The organism is Catenovulum sp. 2E275, assembly GCF_025515275.1.
Lineage (GTDB): Bacteria > Pseudomonadota > Gammaproteobacteria > Enterobacterales > Alteromonadaceae > Catenovulum.
Window position 1 is genome coordinate 187,727 of sequence record NZ_JAOPFU010000001.1, and the last position, 22,305, is coordinate 210,031.

Genomic DNA, 22,305 nt, shown 5'->3' on the forward strand with positions numbered 1-22,305 from the left:
ATTGGTTCTCTTATTACACTGGTAATTTACCTGCCAATACCCAACAACACACTATTTTATGTTTTAGATTTGATTTTCCGCCCTCAATAAATTGCCAGTTTACTTTGATAATTTCAGGAATAATATTTAATAAGTCAGGACGCGTTAAAGAGATGCTTTGTTTAAAGCTATTATTAATTTTAAACATTAAATCTATTTTATTAAAACCGATGATAGATATAGCATCAAAGCCAAAAAAGGAATTAATCATTGGGTGATACGCTTTGTAAACAGCTTCTTTTGCAGAAAAGACCAAAGTTGCAAACAAATTAAAATCTAATAAAGACTCATTACTGTTAAGGTGATTATGGTAAAAATTAACTTCATCTGGATTCATAAATTGAAGATATAACCGTTCAGCTTTTTCGGTTGCTAACAAAACTTCTATATCGACTCCTAAATGCTCATACTCGTGAGATTTTTTTTTAATGATAACAACAGCATGATTATTTGAATGAGATATACTACCGCATATTTTTGCAGGCCAAATTGGCGCATTATCAGAACTAACCCCAACAATACAATCAATACCCAATTTTTGTAATGCTAAAAAAGCAAGATAACGACCAGCAACAAAATCAGCACATCGCTTTTGACGCATCTGCGATATATCAATATTGAACTCAGACAAAAAAAGTTGCCAAAAATGTGGACGGCATAACGCTTTATCAAATATAGCCAGCCAAGCCTCAACCCCTTTGTAGCCAGTTAATTCGACTAGACTTGTATCTTTAATAAAATCTGGCGTATGAGTAAACATTAAGTAAGCCACCTTTTTGTTTCATACAATAATAAAACCGTAAAAGAATTTTCAAAGTAGTGATTAGCTTAACTTAACCTAACATTTCAATCATTAAATTAATTTTTCACCTATGGTCTGTTAAGCCTTTTGAGTAAAATTTTGTAGCGGTTTGTTGGTATTTATTAAAGCCTAAATGTCACGCGCTAGACAAATGAGCTACAAACATATTGTATACTTCAAAAATGACGTTACTCCACATCCATGTGAAGATACAGAGCTAAATAAAACTAAAGTATTATTAGCGTTACTTTAACGCTAATGAACGACTATCGTCACTAATTAGATAAGCCGCATGAGTTAGTTTTATTTTATCAGTGTTAGCCGCTTGCTTATAAATATTAGTAAATTCTGCATTATCAACAGCATTTAAAGCTATTTGAATCTCATTTTGTGATGATATTTCACTCCCATTTAGCTTTAACTGTTTGACGTCAGTAAAAACATAAGCGGGTCTAAAATCTGATTCCCGCACTGTGAGTTTAATATTTTTAAGCGTTAAACCTGTTACGTGGCGGACAAACAATCCCCAAGAGGGTAACTCACCAAACATAGTATATTCCGGGTATTCGGCTCGCTCTTGCGGTACCAGAGAAGGTTGATCTGCTGGCCGATAAGCAAAGCCTTTGTTTGCTCTGCCAGGGTAACTGATTTCGATATTTTCTAATTTAATATTTTCAATATGAGCATCTGGTAGACCCGTTATTGAAGCCGGTATAGGATTAAAAAAGTTGTTAAGAGCAGGACCTCGAACTTCATAGTCAGCATCGGCTCGCAAAAAAGAAACATGCGCTTTAACGTTTGTAATTTCAATATTTTTTAATGTACCAACAGGTGTATTAGCCGGAACATCTCGATTTCTCTGACCGCGCCGAATAAAAATAGCACAACCAACATTATATGCCTCAACTTGATTTATCTTTACATTTTCCAGCTTGGCGCCATCAACCGTTTCCAATGCAATAGCACTACGGTAAGTATCAAAGACTCGAATATTTTCAATCTCAACATTAGTGAATCCCCACATAGATTCAGTACCAAACTTAATGCCATTAGAGCTTGAACGTAAAACACAATCCGCAATATAGACATGATTATTATGGAATTGGCCGCCAGTTGTTGATTTTAAACAAATAGCATCATCAGCTGCATTAACAAAACAACCCGTAATTCTCACATTTTCACAGTCATTAATATCAATCCCATCATTATTCCAAAATGCATCACTCTCTACTTTCATATTATCGATAAGTAGATCGCGACATCCAGCATAATGCTGTACCCAACTTGCCCCATTTTTAATATTAATATCATAAAGTTTTATAGACTCACAGTGATGGAATGCAATAACACTGGGTCGATTACGAGAGCGGTTACGGCGGTAATTAAAGTCAGCTTCAACTCTTTTACCTGTATGATGCAAATGGTTTATGTTTAAAGCAAGTTCACGCCCTCTACCGTCAATTGTCCCGGGGCCAGAAATAGCAATATTATAACACTCATCAGCTTCAAGCAGAGAATGCACTTTCCCATTAGTAGATTGATAATCATAAATGTTTGTACTTCCCAACAAGATTGCATCTTTCTCTAAATGCAGGTGTACATTATTAGCTAACTTTAGAGCACCTGTATGATACTTTCCGGCTGGGAAAACAACCGTTGCCCCTGTTTTATATCCGGCTGCTTTATTAATGGCAGCTTGAATTGATTTAGTATCCAGAGTTATACCATTTGCTTTAGTACCAAAATCTTGAACGTTTAACTTTGCTGTTTGCAATATAGGCGTACGCTTTGGATTTGCACTTCGGCTTTGCTCAAATTTTTCAAGGTATGCTTCTAATTCCCTTGCCGCTAAGCTAAAAGGTGTAAATTGAAAAGCAGTAAAAGTAGCTAAAGTGCTTTTTAAAAAATGTCTTCTATTTATCATCCGATCACCTGTTTCATTTTAACCCCTTCCATAGTTAAACATTTATAGTAAGGGGTTTTGTTTTTTAGCTTAAAGTCTTTTTAATACTTCAAAACAGGCACCTAATGTATGGTAATCACATTTTGCACCCGCACTGCTTTTCTGGTTGGAATATTTTTGATTATTCCGAGTTAAAATTCTGAACCAAGCACCATATTGGTGATCTATCATATTATCCCAACTGTATTGCCATAGCTGATAATACTGGGTTAAAAATTCAGGGTTATCAGTTGTTTTATATAACATGGCGGCGGCGGCAAAACTCTCAGCTTGAACCCAAAAATATTTATCAGTGTCACACCAGTTACCATCGGGTGAAAAACCATAAATAAGGCCGCCAAATTCATTGTCCCATGCTGTTTTATAAGCCTGTTCAAATAACATTTGTGCACGCGAAACTAACTCAGGCTGTGGACTGAACTCATGAATTGCTAATAATAATTTAGTCCATTCCGTTTGATGACCCGGTTGAAACCCCCATGGACGATATAAATTTTTTGGATCATCTTTGTTGTAATCCCAATCAATTAAAAACTCTGGTGTAAAGTGCTCCCAAATTAACCCTTGAGTTTGAGCGGCTTGCCTAACCGTAATATTTTCAGCTAACAACTGTGCGCGTTGAAGATAAGTATTTTCGCCAGTTGCATCATATGCAGCAATTAAAGCTTCGCATAAATGCATATTTGAATTTTGTCCACGATAATCACTTAAAATGCCAGTTGCACTTAATTCATCGGCATATAATCCATAATTTGCTTGCCAAAAGCGTTTCTCGAGTAAATCAAACACATTTTTTATCTGTGCTTCGCAGTTTTTAATTCCGGCTTTATGAACCGATGCATAGGCTAATAATACAAAAGCATATCCATAAGCCTGTTGAGTCAAATCCTGTGGTTTATGATCCTGTAATGTCCAAGCATAAGTTTGGGTATTCGGTTGCCAATGTACTTCTTCTAAATAGGCTAAACCGTGCAGTGCATAATCCTTATATTTCTCTTCCTTTAGATAAAAACTTGCCAGTGCATAGTTAACAATAATTCGGGTACTACTCACCAATTGGCGAAAACCCGGCTCAAAATAATCACCGTTATCTAAATAATTCTGGAAATATCCGCCTGTATCATCAATAACAATTGGATCGTAAAAATCCAAAATAGAACGGATATGCTTTAATAAAAACGATTTACTGTAAAAATCTGGATATGTTTGACTATTCATGATGACCCTTTTATTGACTTAACCACGATTTTTTCTTGCGGCTTTATTGCCCCATATATACTCGTAATCCCAGCCTGTTAATTGCTCAACAACAGCTTTAGATTCTGCATCAACTTGTTGTTTACTACCGCCGCTTTTTAATCTGTGAACTTCTTGAACCAATACTTCATGGTTTTGTTTATTCAATTTAAATCTGAGAGCACCATACAAAGCAATCACAGCTAGACAAGATGGCGCAATTAAAAACAACCAATAAATACCATTAATCGTATCCAAAGTTTGAGTTTCAGCACCTGATTCATATCCGAAATATTGCAAGCCAGCACTAGCAATTAACATAGCAGTGGCTTGGCATACCTTTCTGCCAAGCGTCATAACACCAGAGAATATACCAGCACGACGTTTTCCTGTTAAAACTTCATCTACATCGGGTATTGAGTTAAATACCACCCAAGGGATAAGGTAAATACCACCTCTTGCCAACCCAATAATCACGGCACCAATTAAAACAATAGTCATAACATCACCATTGCTACTTGGTACAAAAGCAAAATAAACAATACTGACTAACATTAAAATAATCGCCATGGCAAATGCTTGTGCATTACCGAGTTTTAAAGCTGTCCAAGTAAAAATAGCAACACCAATAAATTGCATTGCAGTCATCACACTCAGCGCGGTTCCCCCTTGAGTTGGAGTAATACCAACCACAAGTGTCATATAATGCATAAATAAAGAACCAAATATATCTAATGCAACTGAACCACCGATGTACATCATTAAATGAAAGCGGAAAGATTTTAAATGAAAGGTGGTTGCCATTTCTTTATACAAATGAACCAATGTCTGACCAAATGTATCAAGCTTTTCCTGTGGCGGGAGATCCGCAGGATCTAACTCCCAAGTATATTTATAAATAAATACCCAAGGCAGAGTAAATAGCACCGCAAATAAAGCCCCAATATATAAAAATGCTTGTGATTGATCAGGTACATACGCCATGATTTGACCAGGAATAAAGGTCACGACAAAAGCCGTAATTTGACCAAAAATCATTCGGCAGCTACTCATTTTAGTACGTATCTGGTAATCCTCAGTCATTTCATTTGGCAACGTGCTATATGGCGTCATGACAATGGTATTCATAGTGTTGAATAACAAATACGTGACTAAGTAATAACCAAAATCAAACCCTGATACAAACATTAATCCAAACACTAATAAAAACGGTGCACCAAATAAGATGAAAACTCGGCGTCGACCAAATTTAGTTCGGATATTGTCCGTTACATAAGCAACAATGGGATCTGTAAACCCATCCCAGACTTTTGCAACAGCAAAAATCAAACCAGCTTCAATGGGGGAAAGTCCTGCCACCTGCGTATAAAAATACAGCATCCATAGACCAATAATGGTACTGGCACCACTACCAAAGATGTCGCCTGAGCCCCATGCAACGATATTCTTCCAGCCTACTTTTCGATTAGAATCTACCACTACTTTACCCTTTATTATTAATGAATTATGTAAACCTAACTTAAACTTAGTAAGTAGTTATCTTTAATACCCAACCAAGTCGGGTATAATAAATTCAAAGAATTAAGTTAGTTACTTATATGTATAAATGAGTCGGCTATCAGCCCCATTCACCTTGAATAACTTCGGTAATACTCATCATTGCTAATGCCTGACCATAAGGCACTGGAGTATTCGGAATATCAAAATAATATTGAATGTCATGACCCATCGCAGTGCCGTCCGAAGCTTCAAGTAAAATGCCATGTTCATCAATACGCTCTATAATTGCCTTGATACCAAGCAAAGCGCTATTTTTAACCTGCTCGAATTTATCAGCCTCAATGAGATTTAACCGACAAGCGCATAACATCCCATATGCAATACCTGCAACTGCTGAGGATTCTTGAGGTGAGGTGTCATCGTCTAAAACGGTATGCCACATCCCATTATCACTTTGTAACGTAAGCAAGGCATTGATCTGTAATTGGAGTAAAGCAACTAAATGCTGTCTAATTGCAGGATTAATAAAATCACCTACTAACTGAATCAATTCAGGAATTGCAACTGTTATCCAAGCATTACCACGAGCCCAAAATGCACCAGCAAAATTATGCTTATCAACAGCTGTCCACCCATGAAACCAAAGCCCTGTTTTTTTATCTGCCAAAAACTGTGCATGAGCTAAAAACTGTAACTCTGCTTCATGAATTAAATCATTGCGTCCCAATAACTTACCTGCTTTTGCTAAAAATAAACCTGTCATAAACAAAGTGTCATCCCATAATTGACCTTCGTTTAATCTCTCCTTCACGACATGCTGAAAACCACAACCATCAACTCTTGGTAATGAAGTTAATAAATAATCAGCCCAGTTTTCAATAAGCTGATGCCAGTCTGTTCTATTCTGCTGTTCAGCTACTAAAGCAAGTGTAATCATAGGTGCTGTTGTATTAATTTGTGCCTTAGGTAAGCCTTTATCTATTTGTTGGCTAAACCAGACCTCTAATGCAGAAATTAACTGTTTATGACCCGCATAATTCGCATATTGATAGAGTCCATACAAACCAACGCCTATTTCCCATTCCCATTCTTCAAACTCAATGGAAATAGTCCCTGAGGCAGTTGGGTCAAAATCTCCAATACCTTTAAGGCTACATAACCCTGAGCTTAATTTTTGCAGTACTTCAAGATAATTATGATTCATGATGTTTCCCCGTTTACTACTTAATTAATGGGTTAAGACCTGCTTGCTCAGGAAATGCCCAAGCATGATGATTAACTAAACAATCACCGCTCCAGTTTAAACTGAATGATTGATTATCTGGGGTAACAATCTGTGCATGTAATGACTCGGTATGCTGTAAAGACAAGTCCACATTGTGCCACAGTGAAATAAGATGCTTAAATGTAAAAGTATCATTCAAGTTCCCTACAGAAACATACCAAGCCGTGGTTAACCCATGAGCTCGAATTTCTCGGCCTCGAGTTACACCTTGAGTTACTCGCTCTATTTTTTCTGAACAGCCAATTACAGCATAAGCATGACCACTTTTTACAATGCACCAGTGGTCATTAATAAAGATTTCATCTAACGCTTCAGCAGGTAAGTAAATATGAGTAAATTTAACTCGAGTGTCTGGCTCCAATTTAAATATCATCATGGCACTATTTTTATGCTGCATGACTCTGGGTAAAATACCGTTCCCAGCCCAATAAGATGGACGGCCTTCTCCGCCAGGTGTGTCTTCACCAGGATGATTAATCCAAACCCGAGCTTTAGGGTTCTGTGCAAATTGAATATCCAATACATGTTGCTGGTGCCCTTGTTCCCCAGTTAAATGATCAACAACACTAGACAAGGTTACCCCTGATTGTTTCCATGCCATCACTTTTGCACATTTGTCCATGCCTTGGGTGTAATACGCTTCTACCGTTTCACGGTTTTCTAATCTGGCAACTTCATTAGTTAGTTGAGATGGCTGATAACTGCTTAGGCAAAACATAGGTAAAGATGCACACATACGTGTATGCCACCCATCTCCCCATGCGATATGTCCAAAACCAGCTAATTCAGTCATTTCATTAGCCATAAGCTCTTTTTCATAAACTCGCCCCATGGTTCCGCTGGCAACGCCTGACTGGAAATGCAAAGCCCCCATTAGCATCAAACGATCGATGACGGTTTTTGCTTTTTGCCTTAACGATTCACATTCAGCCAATTCATAAATTGCAAATAAACCAATATAGTCAATTGGATAGTAACAAGAAGAATTCCACTCAGTTAAACCATTGTGTAGGATATGATCAAACCATAAATTAAGTCGCTTGGTTGCAATTGCTTGTTGCTCACGGCCTGTTCTACCTGAGCAGATAAATGTATCGCGAGGAAAAGTTTGCCCAGCTAATAGCTGAGAAACATGAAAACACAATACATGGTTTTCACTCCAAAACCACATTGAGTCGTTACCTGGCTCATCTAACCAGTAACGATAACCCAAAATAGAAGATTTTGTACGCTGCCAGAGCTTGTCAGGTAATTGAGTATAGCTGGCCATATTCCATGCCCACAGCACAGAAACCATCCAAAAGTCAGAACAATCTTCACGTAAGCTTATTTTTTGTAAAGTACGGTTTAAAATAGATTCAGCTTGTTTTGAATTAGACTGAGTTGCTAATAAAGCCAGTAACTTACCCGGAATATTCATGCCTTGTTCAGCAATAAAATCAAGCCCAGCTTGCTTTCGTTCGCTCAGTGTCTTGGCTGAAATCGCTTTGCCTTGCGGTACAATATTTATATGGCAAATTCTTTTAAGGACAACGCCTTGGTATTCAAAAGCCAATTCCAACGCGTAATGTGCTGCTTTTAAGGATTTAGGTAACCCAATAACAAATTGTCCATCTACTATTTCTACAGTTTGTCGGGTAACCTGTTGATTGACTTCTTCTTCATTAGACATGCCCCAAACTAACCCGCTAACCACCAATTGATTTTCAAGTTGAATATCTGAGTTCAGTAAGAATTTATGATTGGTTATATTTAAGTCATAAGACAAACCACCAACAAAATATTCAAGCTCAGCTAAAATAGTTTCATCCAAGCCTTCCAGGTGAGCTTCTAACTCAGCATTATCTAACAGTGTCAGTTCAAAAAAGTATTGAGTATCACGCTCAAACAAATCTTCGGCATGTACTACAATTTGATTTGCGCCTTGCCCTAGTGGTAAGTGGATTGTAGTTTGGCTGACCGTATTTCTTTTAAACGGAGTAAATTGTGTTACTAACTGCCCGTTTACCCAAATCCTGATACCTCCACAAGTACTTAAGTTAAATTGGTAAGTTGCAGAATGCTCACTATATAGACAAGTTTTAGCCCAATGCTGTACATGTGTAGGTGTATAAATAAATCCAGAAAAATCAACTTTACGTTTACCATTAGCAAAATAAATATTGTCGCAACGACTTTGCGAAGACAACTCTACCGTTCGATTTGCCATTTGCTTCCAAAATACTTTTCGACAAGGTAAGTCGCCTACATCGACAAACCCATTCTGAAATTTATACTGTAATTTATCTTCCATTATTTCATGATCTTCAAATTGACCAAATCGTTTGGTTATAGGATCTGAAACTAAAAACCGGGTTAAGGTTTCTCCCTGTTTAATTTTGTAGTTTGCAAATGTCATAAAGTTACTCAATTACTGAATTGTTTTTTTATTGTATATAAAATGTTTTTCAATGCAAATTTATTTTATTTTGCACTATTTGCATTATAATATAAATGAGATTCGAAATGGTATGCTTAAAAACAATCTAAAAGTCAGGTTTAACAGAGCAATTTCTGGAAATATTTTTAAGGTGTTGAAGTATTAACTACAAAGAAAAAGCATTTTATGTCTTATTTTTAATAGGGGGAATAGTGTTTTGCGTTCAGAGCTTTCTGAATTATAAAGCGAGCCAAGTTTAAATAAAAAACAAAATGCAAAATTTGCATTAATTTCACTATCTTTGCAAAAACAACTTTTTTAGTGATAAACTAATGTTACAAGATTAAAATAAATGGAATGATTTAGTGACTTTAAAAGAAATTGCACAACGTGCAAATGTTTCAGTCAGTACAGTTTCACGAGTATTAAATGGTACCGCCAAAATTAGCCAGCCAGTTAAAACTAAAATACTCGCAATTGCTCGTGAAACGGGCTATCTAGATAAAATACAGCAAGCGGGAGGCTTAAACCAATCCGCTTTTAGTGGTAAACAAATTTTATTAGTTACTCCAAGAGATGCTGTACTTAACCAAAGTGGTAGTATAATTTCCTATACTTTAGTTGAATCACTTAAAAGCTTGTGTGACGAACAAAATATACAGTTGGTTTCTTTTTTAACACAAAATGATCAGTCATCAGTACAGAAGCTTGAACAAGCCTTAACTCAACAAACATTTGATGGGATTATTGTTGTATGGGCTGATGAGTCAGATTTACTCGAGAAAATTAGCCAATTCCAAATCCCAACCGTTTTAATTAATGGCGAAGACAGAAGCATGAATGTAGACTCTGTTGGCTTTAGTAATCGTTACGGAGCAATGATGGCTGTTGATTATCTACTCAATAAAGGACATCAGCAAATAGGTTTACTCAGCTACAAAGGTCGACAGACGATTTATTTACGAGAAAGCGGCTATAGAGACGGTTTATATAATGCAGGCCAACTGTTGAATCCAGATTTTCATATTCAATGCGATAATTACAGTGATCTAGCCGCCGAACAAGCAGTCGAAAACTGGCTTAACACACATAAAACTCTCCCTGTCACTGCATTATTTTGTGTTACTGATGGACTGGCTTTAGGCGCCATTTCAGCTTTACAAAAACACGGAATAAATGTACCACAAGATATTTCTGTTATTGGTATGGATGGTATTTTTTCATTAGATCTAATTGAGCCGAAATTAACGACAGTGAAGCTCCCATTTGATGCGCTTCCATCTGAAGCACTACGAATTTTAGAAGTTCAGCGAACTCAGTCAAAAACTAGAAGTTATCATCTTCATGTAGAGTTAAGCTGTGAGTTACTAGAGCGGGATAGTGTCAACAATATTGAGTAATTTATTGATATACCCAAAATAAATTGGGTATATCAATAAAATGATAACTTCTATATACCTTATTTTAAAAATTAAGCCCTAGAATAAAAGAGACATCCTGAATCTGATGCTTATATGAGCCTAAAATGGTTGAATACTGGGGTTTAAATTTAGTGGTTTGCTCTATTTCTAGCATAGAGTATTGAACACCCACATAAAAAGTTTGATTGATTTGATAACGAGCCCCCAACGAATAATACATATCCTGACCACTTTCACCTGTGGTAAAAACATCTTCATTAGTTAAACTTTGTGGAGTGTAATCGTCGTATTGCCACATTGCGACCCCAAAACCAAGGTTTAGGTACAGGTCAGATAAAAACTCACGCTCTGCTTTTATCCCTAACTTATAAGCTTTCACTGAGATAGGTCTTTTATAAGTTTGTAGAGTCGTAAACTCTTCAGTTTCCCCATTGGCATTTTCAGAGGTTGAACTGGTACTAAAAGTTTGCTCTTTTATGGGTGTGCCATAATCCTGATGGCTTAGCTCCACCGCAAAAGTGTCATTAAAATAATAACCCAGCTTTAAACCCGGGGCGCTTGTGGTCTCGCTATTAGAATAATGATCGCTTTTGGTGAGTGTGTCACCCTGAATTGAAGATTCAATTTTGTGAAAAGCCTGCCCTGCTAAAAGCTCAATATAAAAATTATCTTGCGCTAACACGTTGCCAGAAGCCGCTAATAATACTGCGCTAATCAAGCACTTTTTCATATATTTCCTTTTTAAAACTAATTGGTTTTGAAGATTCCGTTTAACAATTGTTATTTTTTGCGTTAATTACTGATGCCCGTTCAATAATATCAGATAAAAATAAATGAGTCCGGTTGGTAACAGGTTTACTGGTATCGCTTAAATTAATCGCAAGCTCGGCTGCATAATAAGCCATTTCTTCAACCGGGTAATGCATAGTAGTTAATTTAGGCCGGCAAGCTTTAGCGATCGCTAAATTATCAAAACCAATCACAGAAACATCTTCCGGCACACGTAAACCGGCGTCAAATAAAGCGTGCATAGCCCCAATTGCCATTAAATCGTTATAGGCCAATAACGCTGTAAATTTAATGCCTTTAGCCAATAATTCTTTAACAGCCTGCTCGCCGCCTTCCATATTTGCGGTGGCTTCTGCAATGGCGTCTTTATTGAGCGATAACTCGTTTAATTTAAGGGTTTGTTTAATCCCGTTTACCCTAAGCATAGGATCGTTATTTTGATAAATACTGGTCACTACAGCAAAATCTGTGTGGCCTTTATCAATTAAATACTGAGTTGCTTGTTTAGCTGCACTCTCGTTATCTAACCACACACAGCGATTGGCAATTTTAGGAATATAACGGTTAATCAGCACCAAACCGGGAATTTTATCGGCCAGATCAATTAAGGTTTTTTCATCTGAATATTCACTGTGCAAAATAATTGCATCACAGTGATGATCACGCAGTGAGTTAATTGCATCAATTTCCGACTGCGTCTCATACATTGAGTTACTCATTAACAGCTTATAGTTTTTTTCTTTAGCCGCTTTTTCAACACCACAAGCTAAAGTACCAAAAAACGACATAGACAATTTTGGAGTCACTACACCTATGGTATTCGTACTTTTTTTAACCAAGGCTTGAGCATTTGTATTGGGTCGGTAGCCTAATTCCTCGATCACTTTTTTAACCCGCGCCCGACATGCATCACCGACATGCCCACCATTATGCACAACCCGGGAAACGGTTGCTGTTGATACACCAGCAACTCTAGCAACGTCCTTGATAGTAACCATTAGTGACCTCTTTGAAATATTTTTTTCATTTTTGCAGATACTAGCTAAAAACAGCCAAGTGGTAAACGTTTAACGCTCTATTTTCAGAAAACGTAATAAAATTAAACAAACCAAAGCACAAATTACCGTGCCAAATACCAAAATGAGCCGCATCATAAGTAAGCTTTGTTCTGTCTGCTGCTCAGCAAATTGCGCATTAAAACCAATTAAATTTAAACTCAACCCAGCCAGCATCAAAGCGCCTGCCCCGCTAAAATTATTGACCCAATTGTATAAAGCCACAAAAATACCTTCGCGTTTTAATCCGGTTTTTTGGTGATCAATATCAGTTAAATCGGCCAACATCGCCGGAATAATAATGGTCATAGCACTCCATATAGGTGCACATAAAACCGCATCCAATAATACTAACCACGGCCAGTTAGGGTTAAAAATAAACCATTTGGCAAAGCCGCCAAGTACAGTGACCATAAATACCCAGTTTAATACCCGCTTTTTACCGTATTTTTGTGCCAAATACGAAATCACAGCCGCGCTGACAATACCAAATAAAGCATGCGCGCTAGACAAACCGCCTTTTAAAATAGAGCCTTGCGTTAAGTCGCCGTCATACAAATAATAAACAATTAAATAATAATCAAAACTCGCGGCGAAAGCTGCACCACATACCTGCATCACACAGATTAAAAATAGAATTAACAAAGGCTTATAACTTAGTGCAGCCTTTACGCTGGTTGTAAGTGAGGTTTTATTTTGTTGCAACGGAAAACTTTGTTGGCTGCTTTCAGCCGTGCTTTCTTTAATTTTCTCTTTAATATTTTCGTTAATAAAAAGCGCAGGCAACATGCCTAATAAACCAATTAAAAATAGCCCGACACCCCAACCAACAAATTGAATACCCACAAAAATACTACTAAAAATAGCCAGTTGGCTCAGTGGAAAAATCCAGTGGTAAATTAAAGAAGCAAATCGTAAAAAGTAAGTTGTTAGCCCCATAATCTGGGTTCTTTGTTTAGGGTTTGACGTTATTTCGTAAGATAAACAAGTAGTTGGAACAATTAAAAAGGTGGAAAAAATATTAAATAAAGCAGAAAAAACAAAAAAGTAACTCAATTGCGCGGTTTGTGACCAGCCTTGTGGCACCATCCAAATTAAGCCAAAACTCACGGCACTAAGCCAAGCGGCAATAAAAATAAATGGTCTGCGACGACCATAACGACTCTGAAAGTTATCGGATAAATGTCCAACCCAAGGACCAATAAAACTGGCAATTAATACCGGCAAAGTCATCGCTAAACTCAGCAAAAAAGGATCAATAGCCAATGTCATCTGATAAAAAGGAATTGCTAAAATACCAATCCCTTGATTAGCAAAAAACATCGCAAAAAAACCCAGCCCTAGCGAGTATTTTTGTTTTAAGCCGATAGCTTGATTTGTCGTTTTAATGTGGGCGGAAAAGTGCTTTGCTTGAGTCAAAAATAAAAATACCGCTGTTGAATTAATTTACTCCCGCACTACTTCAAGCATTTTGAGGTACAGGTGTAGCTAAATCAGTGTAAGAATTGAACTAGATTATAACCATACTCAAATTAAGTTAACAGCCGAATCTACCGAGTTAAAAAACAGATGGCCATCAAATAATCCAACAGAAAAACAACATAAAAAACGATTACATTAAAGTTGAGTTCCTAAAAACACAAAACAATTGACTAACGGACATTTAAAAACAATAAATAACTAATTATTGATCAATAAGATAAATCACAACCTTAAAAATAAAATCAAAAAAATTAAACATTTTTTGCATTATGCCTTCCAAAAATAAGTATTACTATAGTATAGTATTTAATGTAAAAAATAAGTTAACAAGTAAAACATAAAACTAACTTTAATAAGAGGCGACTATGTACTCAGCACGTAAAAGCATATTGGGGCTAACTTGTGGTGTTTTGTCACTTGTAAGCTGGCAAGCTTATTCACTAGATAATGGTGTTTATACCATCACTTCAAAACACAGCGGTCAGTTAGTAGAAGTTGGTAGCGCAGCATCTACCGATGGGGCAAATATTAATCAGTGGCCGGGAAATGGTCATGATACTCAAAAATGGTTAATCACAAACACCGATGATGGCTACTATTCACTGATCAATTTAAGCAGTGGTAAAGCAATGGAGGTTTATGATTTCAGCACAGCTAACGGAGCAAATGTCAGTCAATGGGAATATGGTGCCAGCGATACTCAAAAATGGAATATCAACGATTTAGGTAACGGCCAATATAATTTAATCAATAAAAACAGCGGTAAAGCTTTAGATTTATTAAATTTTTCAACAAATAATGGTGCCAATATCGGCCAGTGGGATTATTGGGGCGGCGATGCTCAAATCTGGACATTAACTAAAGTGGGTAATATTGAGTCTTCTCCTTGGGATCCTTCAACAACCAATGGAGCAGCCAACCACTGGCCACTTACCGGAAACCTAGTAACTCATGATCCAACCATAGGTTATGAAAATGGTACTTGGTGGATATTTCAAACTGGCCCGGGGATCTATGGTAAATATTCTTCTGATGGAATTAACTGGAATGGTGCCTCGCCTATCTTCCCAAATGGGTTAAGCTGGTGGCAAAACTATGTTCCTGAACACGATGGTATGGATGTATGGGCACCAGAGTTAAAACATTATAATGGTCGCGCTTGGTTATATTATTCTATTTCTACCTTTGGCTCTCGTGTATCCGCAATCGGCTTAACCTCAGCTTCAAGCGTAGCTAACGGTGACTGGCGAGATGATGGCTTAGTTATTAATACGACAAACAGTGATAATTATAATGCTATTGATCCTGATTTAATTGTTGATAAAAATGGCGCGCCTTGGCTGGTTTTTGGTTCTTGGAATTCTGGTATCAAGTTAAAACGTATCAACCCGATTACCATGAAGCCTTATGGCCCATTATATTCTCTTGCCAGCCGCTCTGGTGGAATTGAAGCGCCAACCATTATTTATCGTCAGGGATATTATTATTTGTTCGTTTCTGTTGGTATGTGTTGTTCAGGTACAGATAGTACCTACCGTATTGCTTATGGCCGCTCAGCTGATATTCGAGGTCCTTATTTAGACAAAAATGGGGTTAATATGCTAAACAGTGGCGGCTCGATTTTAGATGCAGGCAATAGCACTTGGGTAGGCCCGGGTGGACAAGATATTTTAAATACAGATGTAATTGTACGCCATGCTTATGATGCAACCGACAATGGCACACCTAAGTTACTAATTAGTACACTGAACTGGGACTCAAATGGCTGGCCACGCTATTAGTCATTCAACTTAGTAGACAAAGACCAATAGCTTATTAAATCGTTTTTACAAATCTACTTTGACACGGGTTTGTACAAAGGGCATTGATTTTTCAATGCCCTTTTTTCTTGGCATTGGCCTAATATATTTTCGCTAACTTGTGTGCAAAAGCATGAATTGCAGGCCCCGAGATAAATGAAATAATACCAGCAGCGGGCCACGCTAATAGCCATGCATGTATCCAATAATCAATAAAGTTACTTATAAAACCTATATTTAAATAAGTCACCCATGCGGACATTAATAGACTTAAAACAAATGACATTAAAAATGCAAAAATAATTCTGTGCTTCATGTTCTCTCCAATGTATGTAAAACTCAAAACAACTGTATATAATTTCACAAATCAACTATAGAGTTAATTTTGATAACCTCAATTGCACATTTGAGAAGCTAATGCTTGATAATTTAAGAATCTTTATTTCTGCTGCTGAAAAAGGCAGCATAACAGAAGCTGCTTTAGAACTCGGATTAACCATTCCGACAGCATCAAGACGACTTGGTGACCTTGAAAAAAGTTTAGGCGTTGAACTTTTCTTACGAAGTAATAAAGGCTTAACATTAACATCTGCTGGTAAAGCCTATTTTAACGAATGTGCAGCCTATATTAAGGAACTAGAACTGCGTTTATCTAATTTGGATGCATCTATCAATCAACTCAAAGGCGAGTTAAAAGTAGCAGCCCCAACTAATATAGGATGTGGTCCACTTGATACATTTTGGCACCAATTTGCCACAAATTACCCTGAAATAAATTTAAAAATTCATTTAATAAACCCAAATGAAGATATCACTCATAAACCAGTAGATATTGCAATTTGCTCAGGAGAACAACAAGATTCAACACTTATTCAAAAGTATTTAGGTTTTATTCGGGCTATTCTAGTAAGCTCACCTGAATTTGCTCTTGGCCAGCCTAAAACGATTAAAGATCTAGGCAATCTACCGACAATATCATCCACTCCGTTTAATGAGTGGACCTTTACTTATCAAAATGAAAAATATACTTTAAAAGAGCCTCATTATACTCAGTGTAACGATATGGCTTTATCTCTTAACTTTGTAAAATCTGGACATGGAATTGGACTTTTACCCAAAAGCTTAGTACAAGCGCAAATAGAAAAAGGAAATTTAATTCAGATTTTACCTCATTGGAAAGGACCAATCCGAAAACTATATTTAGTATGGCCTTACCAAAGAGCAATGTCGGTTAGGGCTCAAGTATTTAAATCTAATTTAATAGCTTTCTTATCCAAGCAAAGCTGGTTTGAATATTAAAGCTGATGCCAAAATAAGCACCAGCTTTAGCCTCTTCAACACATTTTATCGTTTAATTAAACTCACTGATTCAATTTCAACTGCATGCCAGTTGCTTAAGTTTTGATATGCGCTTGCATCAAACGAAAGTTGGAATCCTTGGATATCCGTTAAATCATCTGTGCTAAACGTTTGAGCTTTAACTTTATCAGCAGAGTAAACTGGTGGCATAAACATAGGGTAAGCTTGAGGTAAAATAGTATCGACTGGTTTTAGTTTATCCAGTGGAATTAATACATATTGCCAGTCTGTACCTACTTTTACGCTTGCGCCATAAGCTAAGCCATGCTTATTTAATAGTGCAAATTGCAGATGCTCAGTCGCACTTGCCGATTTCACCTTTAAAACCAGTGTATTATAACCCGCTAATTGTTTATTCTGCATTGAGTTATCTTCCGCTAAAGTCGCTCTTAGTAGCGGGTTATGTGTTTTATCTAAACCATCAATCGATAATTGAAAAGCTAAACCATTCCCCATTTGACCGCTCACATAATGCCACTGAGCTTTAGCTTTCGCTGGGTAGACAAACGCATTTTGAACCTGATTAGCATCAAATAAAGTGACAGGTGCATCTTTGAGTTTTAAATTGGTTTTGTAATAAAGTGGGAAGTTATTCGCATCTTGCTTAACCACAAAATCCCAATCAGACGGTTTACCTTTTATATAGCCCGGTAAAGTCGTGGTTTGATTAGCTTGTTTTACCACAAACATATATTCTAATTGGCCAGCTTTATTCCAGTCTTGAGTATTTGGCAAGTTTAACTGATACCAATTACCATCGGCCTGTTGCATAGGCAGCGCGGTAAAGTCTCTGTGACCTTTGTATTTAACCCAAAGTTCAACTGATTCAATGGCTTGCTCGCTACTTACTTGAACCTTAAATACTTTTTTATCTGCCTGATTCATCTCACGCTGAGGCTGATGAAATACCGTAATTGAATGATGATGTGGGGTATTGTTAAGCTGCTTTACAGTTAACTCTGGTAAATTAAAGTCAGTATCAATTTTTGCCGTAATATTTGAGTCAACGGACTGCTTTTTACTTAACAGATAAATACCGGGTTTAATCTTAAATTCAGCCGACTTAGCTTGCGTCTGAAAATCATTATTTTCATTTAACCCTTTGATATAAAATGAATTACCTAACCCAACTAGCTCTAGTTTCATATTTTGTTCGGTTTGAAATAAACGACGAACTTCACGATGTTCACTTGAGTTTTGGTAAGGATCTTCTATCAACTGCATATCTGGATACACTTCAAGCTGCCAAACACCACTATCCAGTTTATCTAAAAAATAAGCGCCGCTACCGCTGTATTGAACCGCTTTAGAATTACCTGTACCGGCAATATGTTGCAGTTTTTTCGGACTAACTGGTTGGCTTTGAGTCGAGTTAGAATAATAAAAATGTGTTTCGCTGTTAAGCTCGCTTAAGTTATTAACCGGATCAATATTAAATTCACCAAATTGGTTATTTTGAGGGTAACTGCCTGCATTGGCTAATCTTTGCTGACGAGTAAATACTTGTGCTGCAATCATTAAGCTAATCGCTTTTTTAGGTGTGTAAAGCAGGTTGAGATAATGGGTATTATATTCCGAATTAGTATGCGCAATTACACCCGGATCATAGGCAAACTGTGTCGCCCATTGAAATCCAGCTTCGCGAAAACTTCGAGCCATAACTGGATAGGTGTAAGCATTGTCAATATCCGCAGCATCAAACTCATACACCATTTTGGCTTTATTTTCACATGCTTTAATATCAGCAAATGGATTGGTATAACGGGTGACAATAGGCAGCACATTTGAGTTAAAACGGCTATTTTTAACTAATCCAGTTGGATACCACTGAAAAGCGACACCATCAATGCTGGTTTCACATAAGGCTTTGGCAAAGTCGGGATCATATCCTTGTTCACTGGTGTTATAAAATAAAGGTTTTGTCACACCGGCATCTTTTGCCGTTTTAATGAGCTTTTCAATATACGCTGCACTTTTTTGCGGTGAAGCTGTATGTTTTGGCTCGTTAAATAATTCAAATGCAATTATGTTTTCGTCTTGTTGATATGTTTTGCCTGTATATGGATTAACGTGATTTAAAAATTGAGTCAGGTATTTTTGCTGTGCTTTGATTGCCTCTGGGTTTTGATTCATTTGATATTTTTCATATAGGCTTGAAAAACCCGGCTCGGTTGGATCGGGTTCAGGCCAGCCACTACCCCACCACGAAATTGTGGTAATAATCACTTTTATATTTTTTTCAGCAAATTTTTTAACCGCATAATCAAATAAATCCAGATGATCGTTACCGTCTTTTAAGGTTAATAAATTACCCTGATGATCACTAATTTGTCTGTCCCAAATATGGATTCGATAAGCCGTTAACCCCAAGCGGGCAATATGATCAACATCCATATCAATCGCTGTTTTATGGTCTATTCCTGCGCGTTTAATCGCCCGATAACCATGTGCAAAAGGCACATTATAATTTACCCCAAACAAGGCGACTTCATCGCCGTTTGTCCATTTTAAAACGCCGTCTTCAACATAAGTTGGACTATTTGACGCCGCTACAGGCGCATTAAATACAAGCGCTGCCGCGCAAGCAAAAGAAAGCTTTAATTTAGAAAAAGTTTTTAATTTCATGTTGTAACCTCTGGTTGTTACAGTAAAGTCACGATAAAAAAAGCTGAATCCAGTTACCTAAATTCAGCTTTTTATTCAAGTTCTCAACAATAATTTACTTAAAACAAGTTATCAGCCGTTGATACATTAAACTGTTTACTGGTTGCGGTAATTTTAGCTTGTTTAAAATCGCTGCCCGTTTTAATCACCGCAGTGGCAATGCCCTGCTCGGTAAACGGAGTTTGCGGATTAATCAGCTCGATATCACCTTGTGTGCTAAATTCAATTTCAACGCCATTAGCCGGAACCAAATGACCTTTAGCATCCAACAACTTAGCGTATACAAATACAACATCATTAGCCGCCGCAGCAACAGTGCTGGTATCTAAACTCAACTCAACACTTGCAACTTTACCCGGTGTAGTCACCTGATGTGTTGCAACCTGTTTACCATCAATAAAGGCTTTTGCAGTTAAGCTGCCCGGTTTAAATTCCGCTAGCTCAAATTCAAACGGCGGATGTGGTAAATGAGTCGATAATTTATCGCTATTTGGCTGTTGTTTAGCAATTAATTTATCATTTAACCAAAGTTCAACTTCTTCTGCGTTACTGAATACTCGTACGTTAGTCGATGAGTTTTCTGTCCACTCACTGGCGATATGTACCATAGGACCAGACTGATAAGCATCAGACTGAATATCAGCATCACGCTGGCTTTGATAAAAGTAATAACTATATTTTGGCAACCGATAAATGCTCATAATACCCGAGGCTTCTAAATCGTCAGCGTAACCACGGTTATAATCAAACATCACCCAATAACCATCGGCAAAAGCTGGCACTTGCAAGTTATCGTTATGTGCTTCTTGCAAGTTAGTGGCTTGTTGCAATAATGGTTTTTCGCCGGCACTTAATAGCTGTCGGCTGGTACGTTCGCTTTCTTTTAGATCTGCCCAGCTATCCTGATTTAAACCAGCATTTTGCGCATAGTATTCCCAGTCACCGTATTCAGATACATTGTAAGGGTAAGTAGGGGTTTCGTAATGTTTCATTCTGTGCTGACGCGCTTGCAGATAAATATCGTATCCTAATTGCCAACCAGCTGAATAAGAGTTTGGATATTCATCATCCACCGCCTGATTAAACTTGGCAATTAACTCATCTTTCATCCAAGATTCGTTTAATGAGCATTCCCATGCTAATACACTGGCATGATTGCGATCACGACGGATCATATCGCGACAAGTTTGTACTACCTGAGCTTCAAATTCAGGTGTTTCATTAACGTACTGCCAACCTAAAATCGCATCAATTAATACCAAACCTAATTCATCAGCGGCTTGCATAAATGCAGGTGAATGTGGGTAGTGAGATAAACGCACATAATCAAAACCAGCTGATTTTATTTTCACCGCATCACGGTAATCTGCTTGTGGTGAAGTTGCATAACCTACATGCGGATATTCCTGATGACGGTTTACCCCACGCAAAAAGGTTTTTTCGCCATTAATTAACAGTTCATGTTTATCGTTAAATTTAAATTCACGAATACCAATTTGAGTTTGTTTGCTTTCAACTAACTTATCATCCTGCCAAATTTGAGTTTCTAACTGATATAAATTAGGGGAATTAGGCGACCAAAGCTGTGCATTTTTAACTAAAACTTGCTGATTAATATGCTCTTTTTGACCAGCAGTTAACTGTTTATTTTGTTTAACTTCAGCAACCACTTCACCTTGATAAACTAATCGCTGAACTAAATCAAAACTGGCTGCTTGCTGGCTATCATTGGCAATTTCAGTTTGTACATTTACTTTTGATTGCGCTTTAGCAACTTGCGGGAAAGTCACAAAAACGCCACCACCGGCTTGAGTAGCTGACAGCATTTCATCGGTAATATGGAGCGGGTTTTTAATCAATAAATTAACGTCACGGTATAAACCACCGTAAGTATTAAAATCTAAAATATCTAAAGGTTTAGGACCCGTAATATCACTGTCGGTATTATCCAACTTTACTAATAAGGTATTATCTGAACCTGCTTGTAATTTATCCGTTAAATCTAGCGTAAAGGGTAAATACCCCCCTTTGTGGTGGCCAATTTTTTCACCGTTTAAATAAATATCCGCAATATTCATAGCCGCTTCAAAACGGATTAATACCTTTTTATTTTGCCACTCTGGCTTAAATTCAAGATTTTTTTGATACCAGACATAACCCTGAAATTGATCATTAACCAATAGGGGTTCAATTTTTGGCGTATGTGGTAAACCCACAGTTTGCCAGTTAAGGGCTGCTAGCTTGTCATTCGCTAAATTTTCTTCACTTTTAGCAAATTGCCAATTTTGATTAAAGTTAATTTTGACAGCTTGATTTTGTATTTGCTGAACTTGAGTTGCATCACTGGTTTTAACAGAAGGCGTTGAATTAATACAACCAGTTAAACTTGCTACAACTGCGAGTGCTAAGCCATTATAAATAAGTTTATGCACAATCTATATCCTCATTACAACATTGCCAAATGGCAATCGGATTGTGTTAAAAACCTCAAT

General features: G+C 37.2%; 15 protein-coding genes. 3 read left to right on the plus strand and 12 right to left on the minus strand.

Annotated features, from left to right (window positions below; genetic code table 11):
- Positions 1-13: 13 nt before the first annotated feature.
- From N7931_RS00615 to N7931_RS00640, 6 genes are all read right to left on the minus strand, one after another.
- Positions 14-799 (minus strand): 4'-phosphopantetheinyl transferase, encoded by a 786-nt coding sequence (locus tag N7931_RS00615; RefSeq protein ID WP_262791305.1) that lies wholly within the window; start codon positions 797-799, stop codon positions 14-16.
- A gap of 286 nt (positions 800-1,085) precedes the next feature.
- The gene (locus N7931_RS00620) at positions 1,086-2,765 is read right to left on the minus strand and encodes a glycoside hydrolase family 28 protein (protein WP_262791306.1); all 1,680 of its coding nucleotides are present in this window, start codon (positions 2,763-2,765) and stop codon (positions 1,086-1,088) included.
- Positions 2,766-2,834: 69 nt separating this feature from the next.
- Positions 2,835-4,022 (minus strand): AGE family epimerase/isomerase, encoded by a 1,188-nt coding sequence (locus N7931_RS00625; protein ID WP_262791307.1) that lies wholly within the window; start codon positions 4,020-4,022, stop codon positions 2,835-2,837.
- An 18-nt stretch (positions 4,023-4,040) separates the two neighbouring features.
- The gene (locus tag N7931_RS00630; RefSeq protein WP_262791308.1) at positions 4,041-5,519 is read right to left on the minus strand and encodes an MFS transporter; all 1,479 of its coding nucleotides are present in this window, start codon (positions 5,517-5,519) and stop codon (positions 4,041-4,043) included.
- A 139-nt stretch (positions 5,520-5,658) separates the two neighbouring features.
- On the minus strand, positions 5,659-6,744 hold the full coding sequence (locus N7931_RS00635) for a glycoside hydrolase family 105 protein (RefSeq protein WP_262791309.1): 1,086 nt from the start codon (positions 6,742-6,744) through the stop codon (positions 5,659-5,661).
- Positions 6,745-6,760: 16 nt separating this feature from the next.
- The gene (locus tag N7931_RS00640; protein ID WP_262791310.1) at positions 6,761-9,223 is read right to left on the minus strand and encodes a hypothetical protein; all 2,463 of its coding nucleotides are present in this window, start codon (positions 9,221-9,223) and stop codon (positions 6,761-6,763) included.
- A gap of 386 nt (positions 9,224-9,609) precedes the next feature.
- Between N7931_RS00640 and N7931_RS00645 the strand changes: the two genes are divergently transcribed.
- Positions 9,610-10,644, plus strand: coding sequence for a LacI family DNA-binding transcriptional regulator (locus N7931_RS00645; protein ID WP_262791311.1), 1,035 nt, complete (start codon positions 9,610-9,612; stop codon positions 10,642-10,644).
- Positions 10,645-10,708: 64 nt separating this feature from the next.
- Here the strand turns inward: N7931_RS00645 and N7931_RS00650 are convergent, their stop codons facing one another.
- The 3 genes from N7931_RS00650 to N7931_RS00660 form a co-directional block, all read right to left on the minus strand.
- Positions 10,709-11,395, minus strand: a complete 687-nt coding sequence (locus tag N7931_RS00650) for an outer membrane beta-barrel protein (RefSeq protein WP_262791312.1) — start codon at positions 11,393-11,395, stop codon at positions 10,709-10,711.
- Positions 11,396-11,435: 40 nt separating this feature from the next.
- A complete protein-coding gene (locus N7931_RS00655) occupies positions 11,436-12,452 on the minus strand; it encodes a LacI family DNA-binding transcriptional regulator (RefSeq protein WP_262791313.1) in 1,017 nt (338 codons plus the stop codon).
- Positions 12,453-12,521: 69 nt separating this feature from the next.
- Positions 12,522-13,928, minus strand: coding sequence for an MFS transporter (locus N7931_RS00660; protein WP_262791314.1), 1,407 nt, complete (start codon positions 13,926-13,928; stop codon positions 12,522-12,524).
- Between the two features lie 428 nt (positions 13,929-14,356).
- On the opposite strand from N7931_RS00660, the gene N7931_RS00665 reads away from it, so the two are divergent.
- Positions 14,357-15,772 (plus strand): family 43 glycosylhydrolase, encoded by a 1,416-nt coding sequence (locus tag N7931_RS00665; RefSeq protein WP_262791315.1) that lies wholly within the window; start codon positions 14,357-14,359, stop codon positions 15,770-15,772.
- Positions 15,773-15,890: 118 nt separating this feature from the next.
- Here the strand turns inward: N7931_RS00665 and N7931_RS00670 are convergent, their stop codons facing one another.
- Positions 15,891-16,106, minus strand: coding sequence for a DUF2798 domain-containing protein (locus N7931_RS00670; RefSeq protein ID WP_262791316.1), 216 nt, complete (start codon positions 16,104-16,106; stop codon positions 15,891-15,893).
- A gap of 101 nt (positions 16,107-16,207) precedes the next feature.
- Between N7931_RS00670 and N7931_RS00675 the strand changes: the two genes are divergently transcribed.
- Positions 16,208-17,089: a LysR family transcriptional regulator gene (locus N7931_RS00675; protein WP_262791317.1), complete on the plus strand. Its 882-nt coding sequence runs from the start codon at positions 16,208-16,210 to the stop codon at positions 17,087-17,089.
- A gap of 45 nt (positions 17,090-17,134) precedes the next feature.
- Here N7931_RS00675 and N7931_RS00680 read toward each other — a convergent pair whose 3' ends face one another.
- Positions 17,135-19,774: a CIA30 family protein gene (locus N7931_RS00680; protein ID WP_262791318.1), complete on the minus strand. Its 2,640-nt coding sequence runs from the start codon at positions 19,772-19,774 to the stop codon at positions 17,135-17,137.
- A gap of 98 nt (positions 19,775-19,872) precedes the next feature.
- Positions 19,873-22,245 (minus strand): glycoside hydrolase family 2 TIM barrel-domain containing protein, encoded by a 2,373-nt coding sequence (locus tag N7931_RS00685; RefSeq protein WP_262791319.1) that lies wholly within the window; start codon positions 22,243-22,245, stop codon positions 19,873-19,875.
- Positions 22,246-22,305 lie beyond the last annotated feature (60 nt).